This window comes from Paracoccus marcusii (genome assembly GCF_006151785.1).
Lineage (GTDB): Bacteria > Pseudomonadota > Alphaproteobacteria > Rhodobacterales > Rhodobacteraceae > Paracoccus > Paracoccus marcusii.
The window spans coordinates 1-624 of record NZ_VDDD01000287.1; the positions used below are offsets into that span (position 1 = coordinate 1).

Here is a 624-nt window from a genome sequence, read left to right on the forward strand (position 1 = left end):
CAAAGCGCCGTGACCGCGGCCGAGAACGCCCTGCGCCGGGCCGAGATCGCCGTGACCGAGGCCCGCCGCGCGCTGGCCGACACGGAACTGCGCGCGGGCTTCGACGGGCGCGTCACCGCCGTCACCGCGGTCGAGGGCGCGCTGGTCGGCGTGAACGAACAGCTGGCCACGATCATCGACCCCGCGGCGCTGGAGTTGCAGATCCCGCTGTCGCTGGACCAGTTCGGGCGCCTGCTGGGCCCGGACGGTGCCCTGCTGGACCGCGAGGTGACGGTGACGCTGGACGGCAGCGCCGGCGCAGTGGTCGCGCAGGCGCGGCTGGATCGGGCGGCGGCCTCGGTCGCGGAGGGGACGGCGGGGCGGGTGGTCTATGCCCGGCTGGTCCAGGGTGCGCAGGCGCTGCGCCCGGGCGATTTCGTGACCGCGCGCATCGCCGAACCGGCGCTGTCCGACGCGGCGATCATTCCGGCGGCGGCCCTGGGGTCGGATGGCGGCCTGCTTGTCGCGGGGGCGGACGGCCGCCTGCAGGCGACGCCCGTGACCGTGCTGCGCCGGCAGGGCGACGATCTGATCATCGCGGTGCCGGCCGACCTGGCAGGGGCGCGCATCGTGGCCGAACGCGCG

General features: G+C 76.3%; 1 protein-coding gene. It reads left to right on the forward strand.

The genetic code is table 11. The features are described from left to right. Positions 1–624: efflux RND transporter periplasmic adaptor subunit (locus FHD68_RS18795; RefSeq protein ID WP_139086655.1), on the forward strand; the 624-nt coding region annotated here is incomplete at both ends.